Annotated in this window: 22 protein-coding genes; 14 read left to right on the plus strand and 8 right to left on the minus strand. The window is 57.9% G+C overall.

Going from position 1 to position 24511, the window contains the following annotated elements; all coding sequences use genetic code 11:
• Positions 1-79: 79 nt before the first annotated feature.
• Together I9185_RS02835 and gap are read right to left on the minus strand one after the other, a co-directional pair.
• Positions 80-223, minus strand: a complete 144-nt coding sequence (locus I9185_RS02835) for a hypothetical protein (protein ID WP_171632722.1) — start codon at positions 221-223, stop codon at positions 80-82.
• A gap of 72 nt (positions 224-295) precedes the next feature.
• Positions 296-1297 (minus strand): type I glyceraldehyde-3-phosphate dehydrogenase, encoded by a 1002-nt coding sequence (gene gap / locus I9185_RS02840; RefSeq protein WP_152457871.1) that lies wholly within the window; start codon positions 1295-1297, stop codon positions 296-298.
• Positions 1298-1478: 181 nt separating this feature from the next.
• Between gap and I9185_RS02845 the strand changes: the two genes are divergently transcribed.
• Positions 1479-2438, plus strand: a complete 960-nt coding sequence (locus I9185_RS02845) for a DUF808 domain-containing protein (protein ID WP_171632720.1) — start codon at positions 1479-1481, stop codon at positions 2436-2438.
• Positions 2439-2494: 56 nt separating this feature from the next.
• On the opposite strand, the gene tkt is transcribed toward I9185_RS02845, so the two are convergent.
• Positions 2495-4519 carry a transketolase gene (gene tkt / locus I9185_RS02850; protein ID WP_171723343.1) on the minus strand — a complete coding sequence of 675 codons (2025 nt, stop codon included), beginning with the start codon at positions 4517-4519 and terminating at the stop codon, positions 2495-2497.
• 236 nt (positions 4520-4755) lie between these two features.
• On the opposite strand from tkt, the gene I9185_RS02855 reads away from it, so the two are divergent.
• The 3 genes from I9185_RS02855 to I9185_RS02865 are packed head-to-tail and all read left to right on the plus strand — an operon-like array spanning position 4756 to position 6349.
• Positions 4756-5610, plus strand: a complete 855-nt coding sequence (locus I9185_RS02855; RefSeq protein ID WP_171723342.1) for a hypothetical protein — start codon at positions 4756-4758, stop codon at positions 5608-5610.
• Positions 5610-6005: a cell division protein ZapA gene (locus I9185_RS02860; RefSeq protein ID WP_171632712.1), complete on the plus strand. Its 396-nt coding sequence runs from the start codon at positions 5610-5612 to the stop codon at positions 6003-6005. The genes I9185_RS02855 and I9185_RS02860 overlap by 1 nt, the downstream gene beginning before the upstream one ends.
• Entirely contained in the window at positions 6002-6349 is a 348-nt protein-coding gene (locus I9185_RS02865) for an MliC family protein (RefSeq protein WP_171723341.1), read from the plus strand. Before I9185_RS02860 ends, I9185_RS02865 begins: the two co-directional genes overlap by 4 nt.
• Positions 6350-6355: 6 nt before the next feature.
• On the opposite strand, the gene grxD is transcribed toward I9185_RS02865, so the two are convergent.
• From grxD to I9185_RS02890, 5 genes are all read right to left on the minus strand, one after another.
• Positions 6356-6718 carry a Grx4 family monothiol glutaredoxin gene (gene grxD / locus I9185_RS02870; protein ID WP_171632707.1) on the minus strand — a complete coding sequence of 121 codons (363 nt, stop codon included), beginning with the start codon at positions 6716-6718 and terminating at the stop codon, positions 6356-6358.
• 66 nt (positions 6719-6784) lie between these two features.
• Positions 6785-7021 (minus strand): BolA/IbaG family iron-sulfur metabolism protein, encoded by a 237-nt coding sequence (locus I9185_RS02875; protein ID WP_152457878.1) that lies wholly within the window; start codon positions 7019-7021, stop codon positions 6785-6787.
• Positions 7022-7156: 135 nt separating this feature from the next.
• Positions 7157-9316, minus strand: coding sequence for a phosphoribosylformylglycinamidine synthase subunit PurL (purL, locus tag I9185_RS02880; RefSeq protein ID WP_210092307.1), 2160 nt, complete (start codon positions 9314-9316; stop codon positions 7157-7159).
• A gap of 180 nt (positions 9317-9496) precedes the next feature.
• Complete coding sequence (locus I9185_RS02885; RefSeq protein WP_210092308.1) at positions 9497-11743, minus strand: mechanosensitive ion channel domain-containing protein; 2247 nt, start codon at positions 11741-11743, stop codon at positions 9497-9499.
• 269 nt (positions 11744-12012) lie between these two features.
• Positions 12013-12921, minus strand: coding sequence for a LysR family transcriptional regulator (locus tag I9185_RS02890; RefSeq protein ID WP_171116088.1), 909 nt, complete (start codon positions 12919-12921; stop codon positions 12013-12015).
• A gap of 169 nt (positions 12922-13090) precedes the next feature.
• Between I9185_RS02890 and I9185_RS02895 the strand changes: the two genes are divergently transcribed.
• The 10 genes from I9185_RS02895 (at position 13091) to I9185_RS02940 (ending at position 24505) form a co-directional block, all read left to right on the plus strand.
• Positions 13091-16510, plus strand: coding sequence for an indolepyruvate ferredoxin oxidoreductase family protein (locus I9185_RS02895; protein ID WP_210092309.1), 3420 nt, complete (start codon positions 13091-13093; stop codon positions 16508-16510).
• A 78-nt stretch (positions 16511-16588) separates the two neighbouring features.
• Positions 16589-17467 (plus strand): lysophospholipid acyltransferase family protein, encoded by an 879-nt coding sequence (locus tag I9185_RS02900; RefSeq protein WP_210092310.1) that lies wholly within the window; start codon positions 16589-16591, stop codon positions 17465-17467.
• A gap of 8 nt (positions 17468-17475) precedes the next feature.
• The gene (locus I9185_RS02905) at positions 17476-18285 is read left to right on the plus strand and encodes an aspartate/glutamate racemase family protein (RefSeq protein ID WP_171632695.1); all 810 of its coding nucleotides are present in this window, start codon (positions 17476-17478) and stop codon (positions 18283-18285) included.
• A 94-nt stretch (positions 18286-18379) separates the two neighbouring features.
• On the plus strand, positions 18380-19408 hold the full coding sequence (gene argC / locus I9185_RS02910; RefSeq protein WP_210092311.1) for an N-acetyl-gamma-glutamyl-phosphate reductase: 1029 nt from the start codon (positions 18380-18382) through the stop codon (positions 19406-19408).
• Positions 19409-19415: 7 nt separating this feature from the next.
• The gene (gene ccmE / locus I9185_RS02915; RefSeq protein ID WP_210092312.1) at positions 19416-19862 is read left to right on the plus strand and encodes a cytochrome c maturation protein CcmE; all 447 of its coding nucleotides are present in this window, start codon (positions 19416-19418) and stop codon (positions 19860-19862) included.
• 118 nt (positions 19863-19980) lie between these two features.
• Positions 19981-20592, plus strand: coding sequence for a holin-associated N-acetylmuramidase (locus tag I9185_RS02920; RefSeq protein WP_209833223.1), 612 nt, complete (start codon positions 19981-19983; stop codon positions 20590-20592).
• On the plus strand, positions 20583-21161 hold the full coding sequence (locus I9185_RS02925; protein ID WP_210092313.1) for a holin family protein: 579 nt from the start codon (positions 20583-20585) through the stop codon (positions 21159-21161). The genes I9185_RS02920 and I9185_RS02925 overlap by 10 nt, the downstream gene beginning before the upstream one ends.
• 75 nt (positions 21162-21236) lie before the next feature.
• Positions 21237-23201 (plus strand): heme lyase CcmF/NrfE family subunit, encoded by a 1965-nt coding sequence (locus tag I9185_RS02930; RefSeq protein ID WP_171116071.1) that lies wholly within the window; start codon positions 21237-21239, stop codon positions 23199-23201.
• A complete protein-coding gene (locus tag I9185_RS02935; protein WP_210092314.1) occupies positions 23198-23653 on the plus strand; it encodes a cytochrome c-type biogenesis protein in 456 nt (151 codons plus the stop codon). The genes I9185_RS02930 and I9185_RS02935 overlap by 4 nt, the downstream gene beginning before the upstream one ends.
• 75 nt (positions 23654-23728) lie before the next feature.
• Entirely contained in the window at positions 23729-24505 is a 777-nt protein-coding gene (locus tag I9185_RS02940) for an enoyl-CoA hydratase-related protein (protein ID WP_171723332.1), read from the plus strand.
• Positions 24506-24511 lie beyond the last annotated feature (6 nt).

Consider the following 24511-nt stretch of genomic DNA (forward strand, 5'->3'; position numbering starts at 1 on the left):
CTGCTCCGTCCAAATGTCTCAGTAAGATGAGTTAGCGCTAACAATGACAGATCAAGCGAAATGTCAAGGAAAACCTCTGTCAGCGCCAGAAAGCGAGCCAGTCCAGAAAGTCGTAAAGCTTCTTTCCGAGGAAAAGCAGATGTTCGGTGCCGTACAGCGCTACATCCAACATGATAACGCCGAGAAGAAGAAGGCCGAGCCAGATAGCGATTTGGTTGGTCATGGCTGTCCCGAACGTAAAATGCCCGCTCAGATAACCTGAGCGGGCATCAAGGTACAAGCGAAGTCCGAAGGGTCAGTTAAGGCGGCCCATCGCAACAGCTACGTCGGCCATACGAACCGAGAAGCCCCATTCATTGTCATACCAGGCCAGAACGCGGACCATGCGGTCATCGACGACGCGGGTCTGATCCGGTGCAAAGATCGAGCTTTCCTCGGTGTGGTTGAAGTCGGTCGACACCAGCGGAGCGGGCTCATATCCCAGAACGCGCTGCATCGGGCCTTTGGCGGCCTCTTCGACGATCGCGTTGATTTCCGCCGTGCTTGTGTCGCGTGAGGCACGGAACGTCAGGTCCACCGCCGAAACATTCGGGGTTGGGACGCGAATGGCGGAACCGTCCAGGCGGCCTTTCAGGTTCGGCAGAACTTCACCCAGCGCCTTGGCGGCGCCGGTCGAGGTCGGGATCATCGACATTGCAGCAGCGCGGGCGCGGTAGAGGTCGCTGTGGCGACGGTCCAGTGTCGGCTGGTCGCCTGTGTAGGCGTGGATGGTCGTCATGATACCGTGTTCGATACCGACGCCCTCATCCAGCACCTTTGCCAGCGGGGCGAGGCAGTTGGTCGTGCACGAACCGTTCGATACCATGTTGTCATTGGCGGCCAGCGTGTTGTGATTGACGCCGAAAACGATGGTCTTGTCCACGTTCTTGCCCGGAGCCGACAGCAGTACCTTGCCGGCGCCACGTTCCAGATGCGTTTTGGCCTTCAGGCCATCGTTGAACTTGCCGGTGCATTCGAGGACGACGTCACAGCCTTCCCAGTCCAACTCGGTCATGTCGTAGGTCGAGAACATCTGCATCGGGCCGCGACCCAGATCCATGGTATTGCCGTCAATGGTGACGTCGCGCGGAAAACGCCCGTGAACACTGTCATATTTCAACAGATGCGCCGAGGTTTCCAACGGGCCAGTTGCGTTGACTTTGATCACTTCGATGTCGTTGCGCCCGGACGCGGCGATGTGCGACAGGGTGCAGCGGCCAATACGGCCAAAACCATTGATACCGACCTTGATGGTCATATGACGTCTCCAGATGCGCTTGCTTTGAGGGCCATATAACGGCGAAAAGGGAATCTCAAAAGGGCAAAAGCGGCATATTTTTAAGGTGTTAGCGCAAACCTGCGCCGGTTGCGCTAACGCTTGCGCTAGCCGTTAGATCAGGTAGGGTCCGGTTGGCGACAGCAGATTGAAGGGAAACGCGATGAGTGGTCTTTTGGCCCTGTTGGATGATGTGGCGGGCATTGCCAAGGTTGCGGCGGCATCAGTGGACGATGTGGTTGCGGCGGCAGGCAAAGCAGGGGCCAAAACCGCCGGTGTGATCATCGATGACGCAGCGGTGACGCCGAAATATGTGCAGGGTTTCGCCCCGGCGCGCGAGTTGCCGATCATCTGGCGCATTGCGCGCGGGTCGATCTTCAACAAGATCATACTCTTGCTGCCCGTCGCCTTGTTGCTGGCCAATTTTGCGCCGTGGCTGATCACGCCCTTGTTGATGCTTGGCGGGTCATATTTGTGTTTTGAAGGGGCCGAGAAGATTTTTCATGTTCTGTTTCCTCATGGCAGCCATGTGATTGAGGACGACATGAAAATCCGCGATCCGGGCCACCTGGAGGAGCAAAAGGTCAAGGGCGCCATCAAGACTGATTTCATCCTGTCTGCCGAGATCATGACCATTGCACTGGCGGCGATCGAAGCCCCGAACCTGTGGATGCAGGCCGCGACGCTGGCTGTTGTCGGGATCGGCGTGACGGTGGCCGTCTATGGATCCGTCGCGTTGATCGTGAAAATGGATGATGTGGGACTTTTTCTGGCGCAGAACGCGCCAACACCTATCGGTCGCGGTCTGGGCCGAGGGTTGGTCAAGGCAATGCCCGGGGTGATGAAAACACTGTCCATTGTCGGAACTGCCGCGATGCTGTGGGTGGGGGGCTCGATCGTCATCCACGGGATGGAGGTTCTGGGTTTTGGCTGGCTGGGACATCATATCCATGATTGGGCCTATGCCATTGGACATTCCGTGTCTGATCAATGGGTTGGTGCGGTTGAGTGGGTATCCAAGGCCACGATGGATGGCGTATTTGGTTTGGCTTGGGGATTGGTTTTGATCCCGGTGGCAACCAAGATAATCATGCCCCTGTTCAGCAAATCCGAAACGCATTGAAACCAAAATGAAAAGAGCGGCCAAAGCCGCCCTTTGCTCGATCAGAAGGGACTGTCTTACAGTCCCAACAATTCTTTGACCTTGGCCACAGTTGCTTCGGCCGTAATGCCGAAATGCTTGTACAGTTCACCGGCAGGGGCCGAGGCGCCAAAGCTGGACATGCCGATGAAGCCTGCCTTGGCTTCGCGGCCACGCTCGCCCAGCAGCCAGCGATCCCAGCCACCGGCGCGCACGGCGGCCTCGATGCCGACGCGGACCGGACCGGCAGGCAGTACCCGCTTGCGATAGGCTTCGTCCTGCTCGGCGAACAGCTCCATGCAGGGCATCGAGACGACGCGGGTGCCGATGCCTTCGGCTTCGAGCATCGCTTTGGCTTCCATGGCCAGCGAAACCTCGGAACCTGTTGCAATCAGGATCGCCTGACGCTTGCCCTCGGCCTCGGCCAGAACATAGGCGCCTTGTGCGGTCAGGTTCTTGGTCTTGTGATCCTTGCGCACGGTCGGCACGCCCTGGCGGGTCAGCGACAGGACCGAGGGGCTGTCCTTGAAGGTCAGCGCCAGTTCCCAGGCTTCGGCGGTTTCGATCGTATCGGCGGGGCGGAACACATAGGTGTTCGGCGTCGCGCGCGAGATGGCCAGATGTTCCACCGGCTGGTGGGTCGGACCGTCCTCGCCCAGACCGATCGAGTCATGGGTCATTACGAAAACCGACGGGATCTTCATCAGCGCCGCCAGCCGCATGGATGGGCGGGCATAATCGGTGAAGGCCATGAAGGTACCGCCATAGGGGCGGATACCGCCGTGCAGCGCCATGCCGTTCATCGCAGCGGCCATGCCGTGCTCGCGAATGCCGTAATGGATATAGCGGCCCTTGCGGTTTTCCGGCAGGAACACGCCCATATCAGCCGATTTTGTGTTGTTCGATCCGGTCAGGTCAGCCGAGCCGCCAACAGTCTCGGTCATGATCGGGTTCACGACGTTCAGAACTTTTTCGGACGAGGCGCGGGTGGCCAGTTTCGGCTGCTCTTCAGACATCTGCTTTTTGAACGCACGAATGGCGCCAGCCAGCCGCTTGGGGGCCTCAAATGCATAGGCGCGTTTGAATTCGGCCTGTTTCCTCTCGGAAAGCTGGGCAAAACGTTCTTCCCAAGCCCCACGTTCGTCTGCGCCGCGTGCACCAATGGCTTCCCAAGCGGATTTGACGTTGGCTGGAACTTCGAATGTGTCGTGCGGCCAACCATAGGCCTCTTTCGCGGCTTTCAGCTGATCCTGATCCGTCAGTGCCCCATGACCTTTCGAGGTGTCCTGCGCAGCATGACCCAGAGCGATATGGGTTTCACAGGCGATCATGGTTGGTTTTTTGGACTTTTTCGCCTGAACAATGGCCGCATCGATGGCCTTGGGGTCATGGCCGTCGATTTCAATCACGTGCCAGCCAGAGGCCGCAAACCGGCGGACCTGATCGGTGCGATCAGCGATATCGACAGTGCCGTCGATGGTGATGTTGTTGTTGTCCCAGAAGACGATCAGTTTGCTCAGCTCATGGCGGCCGGCCAAAGTGATCGCTTCCTGACTGACGCCTTCCATCAGACAGCCGTCGCCCGCGATCACGTAAGTATAGTGATCCACGACCTTCTTGCCGTAATGCGCGCGCTGGATTTCCTCGGCCATGGCGAATCCCACGGCATTCGAGATACCCTGACCAAGCGGGCCGGTCGTGGTTTCAACACCATCGATCAGAAAGTTTTCTGGGTGGCCCGCGGTCTTGGCGCCCAACTGGCGGAAATTCTTGATCTCTTCCAGCGTCACGTCGGCATGACCGGTGAGATAGAGAAGTGAATAGACCAGCATCGAACCGTGACCAGCCGACAGGATGAACCGATCGCGGTCCGGCCAGTTCGGGGCCGAGGCGTCGAATTTCAGGTGCTTTTCGAACAGAACGGTCGCAACATCGGCCATGCCCATCGGCATGCCGGAATGGCCGGAATTTGCGGCGGCGACGGCGTCAAGGGTCAGGGTGCGGATGGCCGCAGCTTTGTCCCAGTGTTCGGGGTTGGCTTTGCGCAGCGCAGTCAGGTCCACGGGCGTTGTTCCTTTGGATAAAAAGCAGATTGCGCGCTCAATACCATTCAGCACCCAAAGTGCAAGCGGAACCGGGCTTTGGCAACGCCCGATAGGTGAAGAGCGAGGCCCAAGTGATTGAAACCAAACAGTGGGTATTTTCTGTCGCATTCCGTTAGACTGTCGGCAAGCGGGATTCGGTTTTGATTCGGATCACTTCGCGACAGAATGAACCTTGATAAAGAGGTGACAGGGGCATGAGCCAGTTAGAGGAACTACAGCACCGCATTATTGCTGCGATGGATCGTATCAGTGCGGGCGTCGAAGGGTTGGGCGGTGCGTCCCGGAATGCTGAAGTAAGTGAGAGGCTTCAGGCCGAACTTGAAGACGAAAGAGTTGCCAATGCGCAGCTTCAGGAACGACTGAAGACCCTGAAAGAGCAGCACGAAAAACAAGTGGACGCGCTGCGTGCCGATCTGGAGGAGCTGCGCACGGAACCAGCGGGTGCCGCCGACGCGGATGCGCTGCGCGCAGAGCTGGAAGAAGCCCGGGCGAAAATCGCGTCTGTCGAAGCGGCCCGCGCCGAGCTGGCCGAGGCCAAGGCGGCCTTGGACAACAATGCCGAACTGGACGCGTTGAAGGCCGAGAACGAAAGACTGCGCGCCGAACTTGACGGCATCGAAGATCCTTCGGCGGTGAAAGCCGAGCTTGAGCAATTGCGTGAATTGCTTGCTCAGGCAAAAGAAGTCGAGGCGGAAAACAGCCGCCTCAAGGCACAACTTGAAGATACGGTACGGGTCGATGATCTGAGCGCCGAGCTTGAGATGCTGCGGGCCGAACGGGCCAGCCATGGCGCTGCGATGTCCCGGCTGGATGACGATCTGCAACGTATGCGCAAGGCGAACGAGCAGTTGCGGAATTCCGTAGAAGAGTTGCGTTCCGCGGCCGCAGAAGGGCTGACGGATGCTGAATTGCTGAACCGCGCCACCGTTGCCGAGCTTGAGGCGACGCGTGCGGCGCAGGCTTCGGACGCCGCCGAAGCGCAGGCCGTGTTGGCACGGTTGGAACCTCTGCTGTCGCAGGCAAAACTTGTAGAAGGTGAGGTAGAGTAATGCCCGAGGTAACCATTCATATTGGCGGGCGGGGTTTTGACGTGTCCTGCCGGGACGGGGAAGAACCCTTTCTGCAGGCGGCCGCCAAAATGCTGGATGACGAAGCGCAGGTTCTGTCCGATCAGATTGGGCGGATGCCCGAAGCGCGTATGTTGCTGATGGCCGGTCTGCTGCTGGCCGACAAGACGGCGGCAACGGAAGACAAGGTCAAGTCGCTGGAGGCCAGGCTGGCCGAGGCCGAGGCCGAGCTTCAATCGCTGAGAAATGCGCCCGTGCCGGAACCTGAACGTATTGAAGTCGCGGTGGTGCCGCCATCCGTCACGGATACGCTGGCCGAGCTGGCAGCACGTGCGGAAGCGCTGGCTTCCGTCGTCGAGGAGAAGAAGGCACAATGACCTATCTGCGCAATTTCTTCTGCGGTGCTTTGCTTGTTTTCCCGGCAACATCTGCACTCGCCGAAATCGACATTCTGTCTGTCACCTTTACCTGCGAGAACGGCGTGCCGTTGCCGGTGACCTATTTCAACGCACCCGACGGTTCAGGCGCGGCGGCGACGATGGTGGACAACACTCTGGTCGCGATGCGCCAGGTCGAAAGCGGATCGGGCATCCGCTATGAATCTCTCGGAGCCGAAGGAACCTATATCCTGCGCTCAAAAGGTTGGAACGCGTCAATCAGCTATTTGGCGGCAGGCGCCGCCAATGAGCAGGCTATTTATCAGAATTGTTCCAGCCGGTAAGCAGGATTACGCGTTTGCTTCGCGGATTTTGTCGGCTGCTTCCTTGTTGTAGCCGACACCGTTTTCATCAAAAAGCGTGTCCAGCTCACCCGAAAGGGTCATCTCGGTGATGATGTCGCAACCGCCTACGAATTCGCCTTTGACATACAGCTGCGGCACGGTCGGCCAGTCGGAATAATCCTTGATCCCCTGACGCACTTCCTCGTCGGCCAGCACGTTTACGTCGGTGTATTCAACGCCCATGTAGTTCAGCACGCCAGCCACGCGTGAGGAAAACCCGCATTGCGGCATTTCCTTGGTGCCTTTCATGTACAGCACCACGTCATTGGCTTTGACGGTTTCGTCGATCTGGGTTTTTACGTCGGTCATTTTGCGTTTCCTGTTCGTTTCTCCAACGGGAGAGTCATATGTTCGCCTCGAAAGAAGCCGAGAAGCTTATTCCGGCACTTTGGTGGTGAGCGCCAGCGCGTGCAATTCTCCGTCCGGGCCGTCCATCTTGCCCTTCAGAGCTGCGTAAACAGCGCGCTGTTGCTGAACCCGGTTTTTGCCGCGAAAGCTTTCATCCACCACCATGGCAGACATATGAACACCGTCATTTCCGCCGACCTGAATCTCGGCGTCGGGAAAGGCTTCGCGCAGCAGGTGTTCGATTTCGTGGGCGCTCATCGGCATGTAGATAACTCCAGAAGGTCTTTCCCAAGATGTAGAGCGCATGAACCGGGCGTGCAAGAGCACTGGCACATGCAAAAACAACCAAACCCGCACCGGATCACAGCGCGGGTTTCGATTGGCATTCGCGTTGCGTTGTTAGGCGACAGCCTCGGCAAAGCTGTTGCGGTAAATCGCGGCAAGTTCATCAAGCGAGGCTTCCGAGCTGCCGATCTTCACAGTATCGCCGGTGAAACGACCAACTGCATTCAGTGGAACGCCGGCCTGACCGGCCGCAATCATCAATGCCTCGGCCTGATCGAAATTGCACGCAACAAGATAGCGGGCCTGATCTTCACCGAACAGGAATTCAGTCGGGGCGTCGTCAAGACATACGCCAACGCCTGCGGCTTCTGCCAGTTCGAAGGCAGCCAGAGCGATGCCGCCATCGCTGACGTCGGTGCAGGCCTTGATCATCTCGCAGTTGGCGCGGATGAAATCACCGTTGCGCTTTTCGGCATCCAGATCGACATGCGGGGCGTCGCCGTCTTCGCGGTTGAACACCTCGGCCAGAAGGGCGGATTGACCCAGATGCCCCTTGGTTTCACCGATCACAAGCGCAACGTGGCCTTCGCGTACCTCGTTGCCGATGACCTCGTCCGAGTTCTGCAACAGGCCGACTGCGCCAATGGTGGGGGTCGGCAGAATGGCCTGTCCGTCGGTCTCATTGTACAGAGAGACGTTGCCCGACACGATCGGCATATCCAACGCGCCGACCGCGGCGCCAATGCCCTGTATGGCACCGACAAACTGGCCCATGATCTCGGGCTTTTCGGGGTTGCCGAAGTTCAGGTTGTCCGTCGTGGCAAGCGGTTTGGCTCCGACGGCGGTCAGGTTGCGATAAGCTTCGGCCACCGCTTGTTTGCCGCCCTCAAAAGGGTTTGCGCGCACATAGCGCGGGGTCACGTCGGATGTGAAGGCAAGCACCTTGTCGGTACCGTGGACGCGGACCATGCCCGCACCCAGACCCGGCGTGCGGACGGAATCCGCCATCACCATGGTGTCGTACTGTTCATAGACCCACTGCTTGCCTGCGTAGTTGGGCGACGCGAGCAGGGCGCGCAGCCCGTCAATCGGGTCGATCTGGGGCACTTCGGCCAGTTCTTCTGCCTGTGGCGTAGGCTCCCATGGGCGGTCGTATTCCGGCGCGGTAGAAGACAGTTTGGACAGAACCAGATCGGCTTTGACTTCACCGTTATGCATGATCAGAAAGCGGTCTTCGGCAATGGTTTCGCCAACGATTGCGAAATCAAGATCCCATTTTTCGAACACGGCGCGGGCCTCGGCCTCAAGCTCGGGCTTGAGGACCATCAGCATACGCTCCTGAGATTCGGACAGCATCATTTCATAGGCTGTCATGTTTTCTTCGCGCTGAGGAACGTTTTCCAGATCAAGGCGCACGCCAAGGCCACCCTTGTCACCCATTTCAACGGCCGAGCAGGTCAGGCCCGCCGCGCCCATGTCCTGGATCGAGATCACCGCACCGGTCTGCATCAGTTCCAGCGTCGCCTCCATCAGGCGTTTTTCGGTGAAGGGGTCGCCGACCTGAACGGTGGGACGCTTTTCTTCGATTGTGTCGTCGAATTCGGCGGATGCCATGGTTGCACCACCCACACCATCACGCCCGGTTTTTGCGCCCAGATAGACGACGGGCATACCCACGCCCGACGCGGCCGAGTAGAAAATCTTGTCGCTGTCGGCCAGACCAGCGGCAAAGGCGTTAACAAGGCAGTTGCCATTGTATGCGGGGTGGAAGCGCACTTCGCCACCGACGCAAGGCACACCGAAGCAGTTGCCATAGCCACCGATGCCCTCGACCACGCCGTTGACCAGTTGACGGGTCTTGTGATGGCCGGGTTCGCCAAAAGACAATGCGTTCATGGACGCAATGGGACGCGCGCCCATAGTAAAGACGTCGCGCAGGATGCCCCCCACGCCGGTCGCCGCACCCTGATAGGGTTCGATGTAAGACGGGTGGTTGTGGCTTTCCATCTTGAAGACCACGGCCTGACCGTCGCCAATGTCCACCACGCCTGCGTTTTCACCGGGTCCGCAGATCACCTGGGGCCCAGAGGTGGGCAGGGTGCGCAGCCATTTCTTCGAAGATTTGTAGGAACAGTGCTCGTTCCACATGGCCGAGAAAATGCCGAGCTCGGTGAAAGTAGGTTCACGCCCGATGATCTCGAGGATCATGTCATATTCCTCGGGCTTGAGCCCGTGTGCGGCAATCAGATCGGGTGTGATGGCGGGCTCTTGCATCTTCTGTCCTGTGTCCAAGTGGGCCGAGATTGCGCGCCTTGTAGGGCAAGCGCGCGCGTGTGGAAAGGGTCAAGACGGCGCAGGTTGCGTCTTTCAAAGAAAAACGGAACCGGCATCACTGCCGGTTCCGGATGAATGCGTCCCAAAATGGGTGCATGCAGCTGGCGTGGACCGCGAAGCTTACGCCGATCCCTGATCCTTGTTGAGCTGCGCTGCGGCTGCGGCACCAACAGCCGTCTTTTGTTCCGGGGTTAGGTTTTCATTGTCGTCCAGCCCCGGAATCGCAACGCGCACTTCGCGACGGGCAAAGTCGATGCCGTTTTCCTTGAAGGCCGCCTTGACCCGGTTGAAGATCTCCTTGCGCAGTGTGAACTGCTTGCCGGGCTTGGCCATGAACTTGCCGCGGATGATCATGCCGACATCGTCAAAATCGAACACACCTTGCGATTTGAACGGTTGCAGGAAGCCATCCTTGTGGGTCTCGTCCTCCATCATCTCAGCACCGATCTTCTTGAAGATCTTCTTGACCTTGTTGGGATCCGTGTCGAACGGCACGGTGAATTTCAGCTTCATGATCACCCAGTCGCGGCTGAAATTTGTCAGCTTCTGAATCTCACCGTAGGGTATCGTGTGTACAGGGCCGCGATGGTGACGCAACTGCATCGAGCGAACCGAGATTTTCTCGACAGTGCCCATCGTGCCGCCGACATCGACATATTCTCCGACGCGGAAGGCATCGTCGATCAGGAAGAAAACCCCGCCCACGATATCAGCAACCAGCTTCTGCGCACCAAAACCGATCGCCAGACCCAGAACACCGGCACCGGCCAAAAGCGGTGTGATATTGATGCCCAATGCGCCCAGCGCCAGCAGGCCAAAAATCACGGCAATCGTAATCTGGGCCGTGATCCGCATCAGGGGCAGAACCGTCGCCAGACGAGAGCCGCCGGCACCGCCGCCTTCACCGCCTGCTTCTTCGTCCAGCGCCTCGGCCGCAGTCTGTTCCTTGGCCAATCGGCGGTTGATCCAGAGCGAGACGACCTCGTTCAGGATATAGCCAACGGCGATGATTAGCAGGAATTCGATCACGGCACCGCCGACTTCGGCACCGACACCGGCCGAAGCGACATTGCGCAGGTCAAGATGCCATACGCGTGCAATCATGAAAACTACGACCAAGCCGGCGATAACGCGACCAATCCGGATGTAGCTGCGTTTCGCGGAACGGTAGGCGCGTTCGGCAAGAGGGCCTTCGCCCGACATTGGCGGTTGCAAATGCCGCACAAGACCGCGGATCAGCGTATCCAGCGCAGGTGCAATCAACAACCAGAACATCGTCGTGAAATGCGCGCCGCTGGTCAGCAATCTCAATGTTGCCGGATCACGCTGCGCGACCAGGAACTCGACCAGCAGCCAGATTGCCACCGAAACGCCGATGGCAAAATAGGGGTAATAATGTGCAACTTCTTCATCGAATTTCGTGTGATCCGGGTCTGTCCCCAACATCATCTGCGACAGACCTTCACGCGCGGTCCAGGCGATTGCGGCGATATAGACGTGAATTGCCGCGTTCAGCCAGAAGCCAATGCGGGTATCGTCACCCGTGACGCCATTGAGTGCGTTGAACCGAACGACGAACAGCGTGAACCCGATCAGGATCAACAGACCGATCAGGTTACGGTGCAGGTACTTTGCCCAGTGGTCGTCGATATTGACCAACCGAAATTGCGGCTTCTCCGGCGCCAGAACAAACCGGGACGCTGCTGCACCCAATCGCGGCACCCAGATAAGATAGAATACAAACGGTGCAGCATAGGTGATCTGTTCCGTCGTCAGAAGACCGCGGCCAACCGCGCGGATCACGACATAGAAAATGATCAGCCCGGCGATTTCGCGGCAGAACCGGCGAAACAGGTATCTGACGGCGCCCCAAAGGTCGGCCTCGTCCGCGGCTTCGGTTGCTTCATGCCAGCGTCGGGTCAGGAAAATGAACAGCTTTTCCGCAATGAACCCGACAACAAGCACAGAGAGGACAAGCCCTATAAGTGTAAAGACACCGGTCGATCCGAACGTATCGCTAAAATTGCTGAACGCGGTAATCTGCGCCGTCACTATGTTGGGAAGCGTGGTCAGGACATGTGTCCAGGACGCGACCATTTCAGCCCAGATCTCGCTTATCTCGGTCAACGGGTCTTCTACGTTTGCTTTTTCGGCGGCTTGTTTTTCCGCCACGGCATCAAGGCGTTCCAACAGAATTGCGCGAACCTGATCATCGGACATGCGAGCAACAAGATCGTCGACCTGCTCGGGTGTCAGGTCTTCCGGGATGGTCACTGTAGAAGTTGAACCGGAGTCCTGTGCATATAGTGGCACTGCCATGAATAACGCGGAGACGAGCGCCAAAACCAGACGGAGTGGGTGGAACATGTATTTTCCCTCAAACACGAAATTGTATCGTTTTTTGAGGATCATATGCCTATGCGTGTATTTTTCCCAGAGCTTTCGCTGACTTAATGCAGGGTCCAGCCAAAAAAAAGGCCGAGCTATAAGCTCGGCCGTAGTCCAACAGGGAGGTATGAAGATGATGAGCGTTTCAGCATCACCGCCTTCGAGTGCTCATTTAGGGGTCAGTTAGTGAACGTTCAAGGCAATTAACCCTGTGAACACTTCATGTCCGTTATGCTATTTGCGCATAGCTACAGTTTTCCCATCTGTTTCAGTTGTTTACGCTGTGCGATGATTTCGTCCTGCACGAAATCGCGAAACGCTCCAACGCGTTTTGAATGCCGTAATTCTTCCGGGTAAGCCAGATAAACCGGAACATCTGCGGTTTCTATGTCTGACAGGATGGGCACGAGGTGCGGAAAATCCTGTGTGACGTAATCGGGCAGAACACCGATGCCCAGATTGTGCAAAACGCCCTGAAGCACGCCAAAATAGTTGTTCACAGTCAGCAAAGAGCCGGGATTATAGGTCATCAGGTGGCGCACCATGGCGGCACTGGCGCCAACCTGCGGCGCCGCAGGGGTCTGACAAATCAGACGGTGGTCCTTGATCTCTTCCAGGGACTGCAACATGCCGCCGTGGTTTTCGATATAATCCTGGGTTGCATACAACATCATCTGAACGGTCATAAGGCGCTTGCGCACCAGGTCGGCCTGGCTTGGCTCTTTCATGCGGATGGCGACGTCCGCTTCGCGCATCGGAAGATCCAGAACGCGTTCTTCAAGCATCAGGTCGATGTTCAGGTCAGGGTATTGCTCATACAGTTTCGGCAAGCGCGGTGCCAGCCAGAGTGTACCAAAGCCGAAGGTCGTTGTGACACGCAAAACACCGAAGACTTCTTCCTCGCTGTCCCGAATACGCGCGGCTGCGGCATCCAGCCGTTTCGACATGGCAGATGTGGCGTCAAACAACAACTCGCCCTGTTCGGTGAGAATCAGCCCCCGCGCGTGACGGTGGAACAGAGTGGCATCCAGAGACTCTTCCAATGCGCGGATCTGTCGGCTTACGGCGGATTGAGACAGGTTCAGCTTGTCTCCGGCGTGCGTAAGGCTGCCCGCATCGGCCACCGCATGAAATATTCTAAGCTTGTCCCAATCCATTACCGCAACTTTCGTTATCTTTCAGAAGCCCTATATGAAATAGGTGACAAGTTCTACATTCAATGGACGAAATCGTTACATATCAGTGGATAAATTCTATACAGGTCAGAAATTATGACCTAAAATAAATCCAAGTATAGCACACTGATCTGACGAGGGGAGACGTCTGATGAGCCAGCCACAGATAACGCTGAACGACCGGTTCGATCTTGAGAAAAGCCCGGTTCTTCTGAACGGAACACAGGCGCTTGTGCGCTTGATGCTGATGCAAAAGGCCAGAGACCGGCAAGCGGGTCTCAACACCGCTGGATTGGTCACTGGATACCGCGGGTCTCCTTTGGGGGCCGTAGATCAGCAAATGATGCGGGCCCAGAAGCCGCTGGCCGAAAGCGATGTCACGTTTCAGTTCGGTTTGAACGAAGATCTGGCAGCCACCGCGCTTTGGGGCAGCCAGCAGGCGGGGCTGCGCGGCGACGGCAAATTCGATGGGGTATTCGGGCTTTGGTATGGCAAGGGTCCGGGCGTCGACAGGTCCGGTGACGTCATGCGCCACGCAAACATGGCGGGTACGGCCAAACATGGCGGTGTGCTCATGGCGATGGGGGATGACCATACCGGCGAAAGCTCGACGGTGCTGCATCAATCCGAATGGTCGCTGGTCGACATGTATATGCCGATCGTCAGCCCTGCCGGCGTTCAGGAAATCCTCGACTATGGCATTTATGGATTTGCACTCAGCCGATTCGCGGGTGTCTGGGTCGGCCTGAAGACGATGAAGGACACGATCGAAGTCACCTCGGTCGTGGATGGCAGTCCGGACCGGATGCAGGTGGTCATCCCTGAATTCGATATGCCGGATGGCGGATTGAACATCCGGTTGGGGGACACGCCGCATATGCAGGAAACGCGTGTCATCGACTACAAGAGGTTCGCGGCCGAGACGTTTTCGCACGCCAACAAGCTGGACAAACGGATGTGGGGCAAACCCGGCGCCAAGATCGGCTTTGTCGCGGCTGGAAAGAACTGGCTGGACCTGACACATGCGCTTTCGCTTCTGAACATCGACGAAGCCGAGGCCGAGCGTCTGGGCATTACCACCTACAAGGTGGGGCAGACCTTCCCGCTGGATATGGCCGGATTCCACGACTGGGCCGAGGGGCTGGATCTGATCGTGATCGTCGAGGAAAAGCGCAAGCTGATCGAGGTTCAGGTCAAGGAGGCCATCTTTGACGACCGGCGCGGACGCCGGGTCTATGGCTGGTACAAAGGCGGGGCCGGGGCGTTGCACCGGGAAGAACTGTTCCCGACGCGCGGTGCGCTTGACCCGATCATGATCGCTGAAAAGCTGGGCGAAATCCTGATTGAAGAGGGTCGAGAGACCGATGGTATCCGGGCCGGGCTGGCGTCTTTGTCAGAAGCGCGCCGGGCTGACAACGCGCAGGAAATAGCCACGCGGCTTCCGTATTTCTGTTCCGGCTGTCCGCACAACAGCTCGACCAAGGTGCCGGATGGCAGCCGCGCCTATGCCGGTATCGGCTGTCACTACATGGTACAATGGATGGATCGCGAGACGACCGGATTTACGCAAATGGGTGGGGAAGGCGCCAACTGGATCGGCGAGGCGCCGTTTTCGACGACCAAGCACGTGTTCCAGAACCTTGGCGATGGCACGTACAACCATTCGGGCGTTCAGGCGATCCGGGCTGCATTGTCCGCAGGAACGAACATCACCTTCAAGATATTGTTCAACGACGCGGTTGCCATGACCGGCGGGCAGGACAATGAAGGCGACCTGACCGCCGAACGGATCGTTGCCGAGGTCAAGGCAATGGGTGTCCGAGAGGTAGCCGTGGTTTACGATGAAAAAGAGGACGTCAACTTCAAGGCTCTACCCGCCAGCGTTCAGACATACGAGCGTGCCGATCTCATGCAGGTGCAGGAGAAGTTTCGCGAGATCGAGGGCGTATCGGTCATCGTCTACGTACAAACCTGCGCTGCCGAAAAGCGCCGCCGCCGCAAGCGCGGCACATTCCCCGATCCCGACAAGCGTGTGTTCATCAACACCGATGTCTGCGAAGGCTGCGGCGATTGCGGTGTACAGTCAAACTGCGTGTCGATCGTTCCCAAACAGACCGAGCTGGGCCGCAAGCGGGCCATTGATCAATCGAGCTGCAACAAGGATTACTCGTGCTTGAACGGTTTCTGCCCGTCATTCGTGACGCTTGAGGGCGCGAAAATTCGCAAAGAGGCGACGACCGAAATTGATCTGCCAGATTTGCCAACACCAGATCTGCCGAAGATCACCGGCACGCACAACGTCGTGATTACCGGCGTCGGCGGTACGGGTGTCGTCACCATTGGCGCCATCCTTGCGCAGGCGGCGCAGATCGACGGAAAAGGCGCGGGCATGATGGAAATGGCGGGGCTGGCGCAAAAAGGCGGCGCAGTCCACATCCACTGTAGATTGGCCAACCGCCCCGAGGACATCAGCGCAATTCGCGTCGCCACTGGCGAGGCCCACGCGCTGATCGGTGGCGATCTGGTGGTCTCGGCCGGCGCAAAGACGTTGGGCCTGACGCGCACCGGACGTACGGGGGCCGTCGTGAACAGCCATGAAACGGTGACGGGCGACTTCACGCGTGATACCGAGTTCCGCATTCCGGCGGATCAGCTGGAACTGGCCCTGCAAGCGCGGCTGAAAGAAGATGTCTCGCTGTTTGATGCGACCGAACTGGCGCGCGCGGTGATGGGGGATTCAATCTATTCCAACATGATGATCTTTGGCGCGACCTGGCAGCGCGGGCTGTTGCCGGTCAGCCATCAGGCGATCTTTGAGGCCATCGAATTGAACGGCACGGCGGTCGAACGCAACAAGCGTGCGTTTGATATCGGACGTTGGGCGGTTCTGCACCAGGAAGACGTGCAATCCATCCTTGCGCCGACCGTGGCCGAGATGCCCAAGACACTGGACCAAATCATCGCGTTTCGCGCGCAGCACCTGACGGAATATCAAAGCGCCCGGCTGGCCAGGCGGTACCGCAAGCTGGTGGACAGTGTCGAGGACGCGTATGTGCGCGAAGCGGTAGCGAAAGGGTATCACAAGCTGTTGTCATACAAGGACGAATACGAGGTTGCACGTCTTCTGCTGACCAGTCGGGAAAAAGCGGCGGCCGAGTTTGATGGTGACTTCAAGATGACCTTTCACCTTGCCCCGCCGATATTCGGCGGATCGGGTAGCAATGGCAGGCCGAAAAAGCGCGCGTTCAGCGAATCCATCCTGACTGCATTGAAGCTGTTGACCAAACTCAAGGCATTGCGCGGCACACCACTGGACATTTTTGGATATTCATCCGAACGCAAGATGGAGCGCGCCCTGATCCGACAGTATGAAAAGGACATGCGCGAGGTACTGCCCTTGGTGTCGCAGGACACCCGTGATGCGATTGCTGCCCTGGCTCGTTTGCCGCTGGATATCCGCGGATTTGGGCCGGTACTGCGGGAAAATGAGGCCAAGGCTGCGAAACGGCGAGAAGAGCTGCTGGCCGTCATCCGCAGCGGTGGGCCTGAATTGCAAGCTGCGGCAGAGTAATTCGTCACAAGGGTGTCACGATAGCTGGTCAAACCTGTTGCTTGTACTTATTTTGCGGGCAGCAAAACGGAGCCCTTCATGTCTTCTCGTCGTCATGTCGTTCGTGACATCTCGTATGCGCATTCCGCCGAAACCAAGGGGGGGCGGTTGGTCATCAGGCTGATGGAGAACACCACGGGACGGTTGCGTCTGATCAAACGGGCGGACGGATACGAAAAAGAAGTCGCAAAGGGTCGGGATTTTTGGTCGGTCATGGTCGATCGCTATGGATTGACCTTGGATGTCGTTGGTGGCGCGCTGGCGAATATCCCCAAGGAAGGTCCGCTTATCCTGATTGCAAACCATCCATATGGAATTCTGGATGGGCTGATGATGGGGCATATATTGTCTCAGACCCGTGGTGATTTCCGAATTCTCGCAAATCGCGTTTTCCGCAAGGCCGAAGACCTGAACCGTATCGTTTTGCCTGTTTCGTTTGATGAAACGAAAGAAGCGGTGAAACTGAACCTGGATACGCGGAAGACTGCATTGAATTACCTTGGCGATGGCGGCGCGATCGGGATTTTCCCCGGGGGTACGGTCAGCACCGGCGTTAATCCGTTTGCCCATCCTATGGATCCGGGTTGGCGCGGTTTCACGGCCCGAATGGCGGCGAAATCCAACGCCACTGTCGTTCCGGTGTTCTTCGACGGGCACACGTCACGTCTGTTTCAGATTGCTAGCCATATGCACAACACCCTGCGCATGGGGTTGCTGATCAAGGAATTCAAAAAACGTGTCGATACTCCGGTCAAAGTGGTGATTGGCACACCTATCGGGCGCGACATTCTGGATCCGCTGGGCAAGGATACGCGCAAGATGATGGATTTCCTGCGCAAAGCGACGTATGAGCTGTCTCCGACACCGCTGAAGTCTTATGACTATGGATATGAATTTGAGGAACGGCATCGCGCCTGAAGGGGCTAATGGCAGTAGGTATCTTTGATTCCGGATTGGGCGGTCTTACCGTCCTGAGCGCCGCGCAGACACGACTGTCTGACGTTGATTTCCTGTATTACGCGGACAGCGCGCATGCCCCATACGGTGTGCGCGATGCCGAGGACATCTATCAGCTGACCCGAAAGGCCGTGCAGGACCTTTGGGATCGCGGCTGCAACTTGGTGATTCTGGCCTGCAACACAGCCAGCGCGGCGGCGCTGCGCCGGATGCAGGAAGAGGGCGTGCCCGAAGGCAAACGTGTGCTTGGTGTCTTTGTTCCCTTGATCGAAGCCCTGACCGAACGGCAATGGGGCGACAATTCCCCACCACGCGAAGTGGCGGTCAAGCATGTCGCCTTGTTCGCCACGCCCGCCACTGTGTCCAGCCGGGCCTTTCAGCGCGAGCTGGCGTTCCGGGCAATTGGCGTGGATGTCGAGGCGCAGGCATGTGGTGGAGTCGTGGATGCCATTGAAGACGGTGACATGATCCTGGCCGAGGCGCTGGTGCGCAGCCATGTGGAAGCCCTCAAGCGCAAGATGCCTGAACCGCAGGCGGCCATTCTGGGCTGTACGCATTACCCGCTAATGGCTGACGTGTTTCAGGCGGCATTGGGACCTGACGTGCAGGTCTATAGCCAGGGGGAGTTGGTCGCGGAAAGCCTTGCGGATTATCTGCATCGCCACCCCAACATGCTGGGTAGTGGCCCGGGAGGGTTCCTGACGACGGGGAAACCCAATGTGGTGAGCGATCGGGCGACACAGTTCCTCCGACGACAAATCACATTCGAGGCTGCCTGACTTCGGTCAAGGACGCGGCCGCTCTGCTTTCATTATTTCAAGACCGTCGCATCGGCGGTCGTAACATGTGACACACGTTGAGAAGAGGTCTGACATGACCCATAAAATCGCAATTCTGGGCGCTTCGGGTTATACTGGTGCGGAACTGGTGCGGTTGATCGCCGAACACCCCAACATGGAAATCGCCGCGCTGGCCGCCGAACGCAAGGCAGGGATGACCATGGCGCAGGTTTTCCCGCATCTGCGCCACATGGACCTGCCGGATCTGTGCAAGATTTCCGAGATCGATTTTTCCCGGATCGATCTGTGTTTTTGTGCCCTTCCGCACAAGACCAGCCAGGAAGTGATCAGAGCACTGCCCAAGGATCTGAAGATCATCGATCTGTCTGCTGACTTCCGGCTGACTGACCCGGATGAATATGAAAAGTGGTACGGAAACCCGCATACCGCGCTCGAGCAGCAGGAAGAGGCCGTTTATGGCCTGACCGAGTTTTATCGCGACGAAATCCGGGGCGCGCGGCTGGTGGCGGGCACAGGGTGCAACGCGGCAACCGGTCAATACGTTCTGCGGCCGCTTGTTTCTGCCAGGGTGATTGATCTGGACGATATCGTGCTGGATTTGAAATGTGCTGTATCCGGGGCAGGGCGGTCGCTGAAGGAAAACCTGCTGCACGCCGAACTGAGCGAGGGCACCAACGCCTATGCCGTCGGCGGGACCCACAGGCATCTGGGCGAGTTCGATCAGGAGTTTTCCAAGCTGGCCGGTCGTGCGGTTCATGTGCAGTTCACTCCGCACCTGATCCCTGCAAACCGGGGCATTCTGGCCACGACCTACGTAAAAGGTGACCCGCTGAGCATCTATGAAACGCTTGCAAAGGCTTATGCGGATGAGCCTTTCATTCAGATGCTGCCGATGGGCGAGACACCATCGACCCACCATGTGCGCGGGTCCAACTTCTGTCATATCGGAGTTGTGGCAGATCGGATCGAACGGCGTGCGATCGTGATCGCGGCGCTGGATAACCTGACAAAAGGTAGCAGTGGCCAAGCCTTGCAGAATGCCAATCTGATGTTAGGTGAGATTGAAACCCGGGGCCTGATGATGGCACCGTTATTCCCGTGAGGACGGTATGAAAACGCTCAAGAAACGTCGCCGAGTACAAGTCATTCTGGTAGCTGTCGTTGCCTTGGTGGCATCGACGGCGTTGATTGGCTATGCCATGCGCGACGGGATCAACTTTTTCCGCTCGCCAAGCCAGGTGATTGCCGAACCACCCAAGCCGACCGAGGTCTTTCGGATTGGGGGCCTGGTCGAAGAAGGTTCGATCATCCGCGGGCAGGGCGAAACCGTACATTTTGTCGTCACCGACGGCGGCGAAAGCGTCAAGGTTTCTTTCACCGGGGTTCTGCCTGATTTGTTTTCGGAAAATCAGGGCATGGTCGGCACCGGACGTTACGTGAACGGCGTGTTCGAAGCCACGGAAATTCTTGCCAAACATGACGAAACCTATATGCCGAAGGAAGTCGTGGACGCGTTGAAAGAGCAGGGCGTGTACAAAGAGGCTGAAGGAAGCTGACCTGACCCACATTTGTGTTGAGGGCGTTGCGCGCGGGATGCAGGCAGCGCCCTCGGTCGTTCAGGCTTGTTAATTCTTTTTCGGGATCGTCAGCGCCATTCAACGAAATGAGGGCGCTATGCAAACAGTTCGGCAGATTGCCAATGAAATTGTGCGTCGGGAAGGCGGGTACGTGAATGACCCGGACGATCCGGGCGGGGCAACCAAATTCGGTGTCACCATCCATACGATGCGCCGGCTTGGACTGGATCTGACCGGGGATGGGCTGGTTGACGTGGCGGATGTCCGGGCGCTTACTCAGCGCGAGGCGGTCGACATCTTTGTTCAGCACTACTTTGAAAAGCCACGCATCGTGCTGTTGCCAGATGTTCTGCATGCCCCTGTTTTTGACATGTACGTCAATGCCGGTGCGCAAGCAGTAATAATCCTGCAACGGCTTTTGCGTGATATGGGGTTTGACGTCGTGGCAGATGGCGTGATCGGCGCGCAAACGGCACAGGCGTGCGAAGACGCGGCCCAACCAGACCCCAACGCGTTGCGCGATGCGTATGGTGTGGCGCGGCGGAACTATTACTTTCGGCTGGCCGACAAACGCCCGGCATCCAGAAAATACGCGCGCACCCGATCCGGTGGCAAAGGAGGCTGGATCAAACGGGCCGAAGAGTTTCTGTCGCCACGCTATCGTCTTACGGAAAGTGAATTCAAGGAAAGGGTTGCGGCATGGGGTTGATCTCGGGGGTATTGGCGCTGCTGTTTGGGGGCGGTCGCAACGCTGTGCGTGAGACGGTTGAAATATACCGGGAAAACGCCGAGTCCCGTGCCGAGCGCGCGACAGAGTTGCAAAGTCAGGCAATGACGCAGTTCGGCCGAGAGTTCGTGGTTCCTCAAAAAGGCCTGTACGACCGCATTATGGATGGCGTGAACCGGTTACCGCGCCCGGCGTTGGCACTTGGAACGCTGGGATTGTTTGTTGCCGCAATGGTGGATCCGCTGTGGTTCGCTGAACGCATGCAGGGCATTGCGCTGGTGCCGGAACCTCTTTGGTGGTTGCTGGGCGTGATTGTGTCTTTCTATTTTGGCGCGCGCCATCAGAGCAAAATGCAGGATTTTCAGCGGGATATAGGCGCAGCCATGCAGCGGTTGCCGACGGTCATGGGGAACATAGAAACAGTACGGGCCATGCGCAGCGACAGCCCGGGCGTCGCCGACCCCGGCCCTGATGGCAACCTGATGCAGAACGCCTCGCGTCCTGATGCGAATCCAGCATTGACCGATTGGCGCAAGCTTCGAGGGCTTTGACCCGCGACACTATGTGCCCCCGGTTCGTGCGAAAGTTAATGGCCCCCGGTTCGGCCTCGCAGTATATTCCGGGGCATGATTACAGAGCTTGGCCATTTCGCCCTCATCCTCGCCTTTTTCGTCGCCATCGTGCAAAGCGTGGTGCCTCTGATCGGTGCGTCAAAAAACTGGACCGGCTGGATGGCTTTTGCCGAGCCTGCTGCCATCGTCCAATTTCTGCTGACTGCATTTTCCTTCGGTGCGCTGATCTGGGCATTCATCGTGTCGGACTTTTCGCTGCGGATCGTGGTCGAAAACAGTCATTCGGCCAAGCCGATGATCTACAAGATCAGCGGGACGTGGGGAAACCACGAAGGATCGATGTTGCTTTGGGTGCTGATTGTCACGCTGTTCGGAGCGATGGCGGCGTTCTTTGGGGGCGGGTTGCCCCCAAGCCTGAAGGCGCGTGTGCTTGCGGTTCAATCTGCCATTGCCGTGGCATTTTTTGCTTTCATACTGTTTACCTCGAACCCGTTTGACCGGCTGGCAATCGCGCCGTTTGACGGGCGGGATTTGAACCCGTTGCTGCAGGATCCCGGTTTGGCCTTCCATCCGCCGTTTCTGTATCTCGGCTATGTGGGGCTGAGCATGGCGTTCAGTTTTGCCATCGCGGCGCTGATCGAAGGGCGTATCGATGCGGCATGGGGCCGCTGGGTTCGCCCATGGACGCTGGCCGCCTGGGTGTTTTTGACAATCGGCATCGCGCTGGGGTCTTGGTGGGCCTATTACGAGCTGGGCTGGGGCGGTTTCTGGTTCTGGGATCCGGTTGAGAACGCTTCTTTCATGCCGTGGCTCCTGGCGGCAGCGCTGCTGCATTCGGCAATTGTTGTTGAAAAGCGCGAGGCGCTGAAAAGCTGGACCATCCTGCTGGCAATCATTGCCTTCGGGTTTTCGCTGATCGGAACATTCATCGTTCGTTCGGGGCTGCTGACCTCGGTTCACGCCTTTGCCAATGACCCGGAACGCGGGGTGTTCATCCTGTTCATTCTGGTGGTTTTCATCGGCGGGGCGCTGACTTTGTTTGCCGCGCGGGCGCAGGCGATGGAGGCCAAGGGTGTTTTCGGCATGGTCAGCCGCGAAAGCGCGCTAATCGTAAACAACGTCCTGCTGGCGGTCAGTTGTTTCGTGGTCTTTGTCGGTACCATGTGGCCGATGGTGGCCGAGATGATGTTTGATCGCAAACTCTCGGTCGGGGCGCCGTTTTTCAACGCTGCATTCTCCCCATTCATGGTTTTGCTGGGATTGATCCTTCCCATCGGGGCCATGTTGCCGTGGAAACGCGGGCGGATTGGAAAAACGGCCTGGTCGCTGCGCTATGCCTTTGGTCTCGCCTTGGCGATTGCCCTGTTGGTTTGGGCGATGCAGACCGGCCGAAGCGCTTTGGGGCCGGTGGGTCTATTCCTTGGGGCGTGGATTACATTTGGCGCCATCGTTGATCTGTGGAGCCGTACGGGGCGCAATGGCAGCCTGAAACGCTTGTTCCGTCTGCCTGGGGCGGATTGGGGTAAAGCCGTTGCTCATACCGGGCTGGGTGTTACCATCTTTGCCATTGCAGGCCTGACTGCGTGGGAGGACGAGGATATTCGTGTCGCCCAACCCAACCAACCTTTCGAAGTGGGACAATTCACGCTGACGCTGCAAGATGTCCGTCGGGTCGAGGGGCCGAACTATTTTTCGACTACGGCGGATGTTCTGGTTGAAAAGAATGGCCGTCCGATCGGGACATTGCACCCGGAAAAACGGGACTACCCCGTTGCGCGGATGCCCACGACCGAAGCGGCGATCGATTATCGTTTCCTCGGGGACCTTTACGTCGTGATCGGCGATCAACAGGCAGATGGTGGCTGGGTGATGCGAACCTATATCAAGCCGCTGGCAAACTGGATCTGGGGCGGCTGTATCCTGATGGCGCTTGGCGGTGTCCTGAGCCTGTGTGACAGGCGCTTCCGCGTGGCCGCAGGCGCAAGAAAAACCCCGGTCGGCGGAGTACCTGCGGAATGAAACGCATTGTTCTGATTGTGATGATGTTCGCAACCCCTGTCTTTGCGGTGCAGCCTGACGAGGTTCTGGATGATCCGGTTCTGGAACAGCGTGCGCGGGATCTCAGCGCCGGACTGCGTTGCCTTGTGTGCCGCAATGAGAGCATCGACGAAAGCAACGCGGATCTCGCGCGCGATCTGCGCGTGTTGTTGCGGGAACGGTTGGTGGCTGGGGATACGGACGAACAGGCGATCGCGTTTATCGTTGATCGGTATGGCGAATACGTACTTCTGAAACCGACTGCCAGCGGCTCGAACCTGTTTTTGTGGCTGGCCGGGCCAATCATGCTGTTGATCGCTGCAGCGGTTGGGTTGAGCTTTCTCCGTACCCGGTCCAAGGCCCGTGCGTCAGTGGACTCTGCCGCGTTGAGTGAGGACGAAAAAGAACGTCTGCGTCAAATTCTTGAAGACTGACGCGTGGTTCTGCTTTTCCCATCCCGTCCGGGCCAGTAAGTGTGCAAAAACACATGGCGCGACGGGAGGCTTTTCATGAATTACGAAACGGTTGCTCTGGAGATTGCAGATGGTCTGGCAGTTCTGACGCTGAACAGGCCGGACAAGATGAACGCGCTGACCACCCAGATGCGGGCAGAGATTACGCACGCGATGAAAGATGCAGCGGTCAAGGCGCGCTGTGTCGTCATCACCGGTTCGGGCCCTGCGTTTTGTTCCGGGCAGGATCTGGGCGATGCGTCTTCAACCGGCAAGATCGATCTGGAACGGTCGCTGCGCGATGAATATGAACCGATGCTGGAGACGATCCACAATTGCCCGGTGCCCACGATTGCCGCGGTGAACGGACCGGCGGCCGGGGCAGGCGCGAACCTTGCCCTTTGTGCAGATGTGGTGATTGCAACGGAAAGCGCTTATTTCCTACAGGCATTTGCCCGTATCGGTCTGCTTCCCGATGCCGGGGGGACATGGTTCATGCCCCGCCAGATGGGGTTGGCCAAAGCAATGGGCGCGGCCTTGTTTGCCGACAAGATCACCGCAAAGCAGGCGGATGAATGGGGCATGATCTGGGAAGCCGTGCCGGATGACGCCTTCGCCGATCATTGGCGCAAGAGGGCAGAGTATCTGGCAAAAGGCCCCACGGCCGCCTATGGCGCAATCAAGCAAGCCATTCGCGGAACGTATGAAAACACTCTGCAACAGCAGCTTGCGACCGAGGCGCACCTGCAAGGCGAATGTGGCCGTTCGCGGGACTTTGCCGAAGGTGTTGTGGCCTTCATGGAAAAACGCCCTCCGAAATTCGAAGGGCGCTGATCAGGC

This window comes from Ruegeria sp. HKCCSP346, from assembly GCF_017872595.1.
Lineage (GTDB): Bacteria > Pseudomonadota > Alphaproteobacteria > Rhodobacterales > Rhodobacteraceae > Ruegeria.

Excerpts from the sequence above, each read along its gene's own strand:
- I9185_RS02835 (WP_171632722.1), bottom strand. The coding sequence starts at position 223 with ATGACCAACCAAATCGCTATCTGGCTCGGCCTTCTTCTTCTCGGCGTT.
- gap (WP_152457871.1), bottom strand. The coding sequence starts at position 1,297 with ATGACCATCAAGGTCGGTATCAATGGTTTTGGCCGTATTGGCCGCTGC.
- I9185_RS02845 (WP_171632720.1), top strand. The coding sequence starts at position 1,479 with ATGAGTGGTCTTTTGGCCCTGTTGGATGATGTGGCGGGCATTGCCAAG.
- I9185_RS02855 (WP_171723342.1), top strand. The coding sequence starts at position 4,756 with ATGAGCCAGTTAGAGGAACTACAGCACCGCATTATTGCTGCGATGGAT.
- I9185_RS02860 (WP_171632712.1), top strand. The coding sequence starts at position 5,610 with ATGCCCGAGGTAACCATTCATATTGGCGGGCGGGGTTTTGACGTGTCC.
- I9185_RS02865 (WP_171723341.1), top strand. The coding sequence starts at position 6,002 with ATGACCTATCTGCGCAATTTCTTCTGCGGTGCTTTGCTTGTTTTCCCG.
- grxD (WP_171632707.1), bottom strand. The coding sequence starts at position 6,718 with ATGACCGACGTAAAAACCCAGATCGACGAAACCGTCAAAGCCAATGAC.
- I9185_RS02875 (WP_152457878.1), bottom strand. The coding sequence starts at position 7,021 with ATGCCGATGAGCGCCCACGAAATCGAACACCTGCTGCGCGAAGCCTTT.
- purL (WP_210092307.1), bottom strand. The coding sequence starts at position 9,316 with ATGCAAGAGCCCGCCATCACACCCGATCTGATTGCCGCACACGGGCTC.
- I9185_RS02885 (WP_210092308.1), bottom strand. The coding sequence starts at position 11,743 with ATGTTCCACCCACTCCGTCTGGTTTTGGCGCTCGTCTCCGCGTTATTC.
- I9185_RS02890 (WP_171116088.1), bottom strand. The coding sequence starts at position 12,921 with ATGGATTGGGACAAGCTTAGAATATTTCATGCGGTGGCCGATGCGGGC.
- I9185_RS02895 (WP_210092309.1), top strand. The coding sequence starts at position 13,091 with ATGAGCCAGCCACAGATAACGCTGAACGACCGGTTCGATCTTGAGAAA.
- I9185_RS02900 (WP_210092310.1), top strand. The coding sequence starts at position 16,589 with ATGTCTTCTCGTCGTCATGTCGTTCGTGACATCTCGTATGCGCATTCC.
- I9185_RS02905 (WP_171632695.1), top strand. The coding sequence starts at position 17,476 with ATGGCAGTAGGTATCTTTGATTCCGGATTGGGCGGTCTTACCGTCCTG.
- argC (WP_210092311.1), top strand. The coding sequence starts at position 18,380 with ATGACCCATAAAATCGCAATTCTGGGCGCTTCGGGTTATACTGGTGCG.
- ccmE (WP_210092312.1), top strand. The coding sequence starts at position 19,416 with ATGAAAACGCTCAAGAAACGTCGCCGAGTACAAGTCATTCTGGTAGCT.
- I9185_RS02920 (WP_209833223.1), top strand. The coding sequence starts at position 19,981 with ATGCAAACAGTTCGGCAGATTGCCAATGAAATTGTGCGTCGGGAAGGC.
- I9185_RS02925 (WP_210092313.1), top strand. The coding sequence starts at position 20,583 with ATGGGGTTGATCTCGGGGGTATTGGCGCTGCTGTTTGGGGGCGGTCGC.
- I9185_RS02930 (WP_171116071.1), top strand. The coding sequence starts at position 21,237 with ATGATTACAGAGCTTGGCCATTTCGCCCTCATCCTCGCCTTTTTCGTC.
- I9185_RS02935 (WP_210092314.1), top strand. The coding sequence starts at position 23,198 with ATGAAACGCATTGTTCTGATTGTGATGATGTTCGCAACCCCTGTCTTT.
- I9185_RS02940 (WP_171723332.1), top strand. The coding sequence starts at position 23,729 with ATGAATTACGAAACGGTTGCTCTGGAGATTGCAGATGGTCTGGCAGTT.